1 protein-coding gene and 1 pseudogene are annotated in these 678 nt (G+C 40.9%); both read right to left on the bottom strand.

What is annotated here, in order from left to right; genetic code table 11:
• A pseudogene (locus JR005_RS14915) lies at nt 1-301 on the bottom strand (AarF/ABC1/UbiB kinase family protein); the annotation flags it as partial.
• Nucleotides 302-348: 47 nt separating this feature from the next.
• Nucleotides 349-678: HesA/MoeB/ThiF family protein (locus JR005_RS14910; RefSeq protein WP_267460108.1), on the bottom strand; the 330-nt coding region annotated here is incomplete at its 5' end.

The following is a 678-nucleotide window of genomic DNA, read 5'->3' as shown; positions in this document are numbered from 1 at the left end:
CACGACCTGCAAACTCAGTCGCTAACACTTCCTGAATATAGCTAAACGGTAAAGTCGGTGTTTGATCCAGACACCCCTGAAACTCTTCAACATATTCACGCGGAAATAGTGAGGGTGTACTCGCAATAAACTGACCGAGTTTAATATAAGTCGAACCCAAAGATTCAAAGGTTTCGCGCATAAGTTTGGCATTTCTTGGCTTTTCAGTCGCGTATCTTATACCCGCTTTAGCAGCGACCACGGCTGTTTCGCCTATACGAGCAACGGAGCGTAACCCGTCAAACAAAATATTTTTTTTCATATCATTCAATGTGATTTGGTTTATCGAGGCAGTGTATCAAACTTCATTTAGTTTACCGATAAACTTGCCTGACAAATTGGACAATTTGTATCTTTTTCAAAATGCAGAATACGCTGTTTCAGGGTTAAACCATCCCAAAGTAACAGTTTACTTTTTAAAGGACTTAAATTTAACCCTAAAAACAGCAGAGTGTGATGAGCTTGTAATGACGCTATCATGACAGGGGTGGTTGCAAGTACCCCCGATTCAGCACAGCGTAAGCCTTCATTGTCATGTTGTTCTTTAGGAAATAAACATTCATAGCAAGCCGAATCTGCATCTACCATCAATAACTGCCCCTGAAAGCCAATGGCTGAGGCACTAATTAAAGGAACTAA

It is taken from the genome of Acinetobacter sp. Colony158 (assembly GCF_019264745.1).
Classification (GTDB): Bacteria; Pseudomonadota; Gammaproteobacteria; order Pseudomonadales; family Moraxellaceae; genus Acinetobacter; species Acinetobacter ursingii.
Note: the sequence above shows the minus strand (reverse complement) of the source record. Positions and strands in the feature narration are given on the sequence as shown.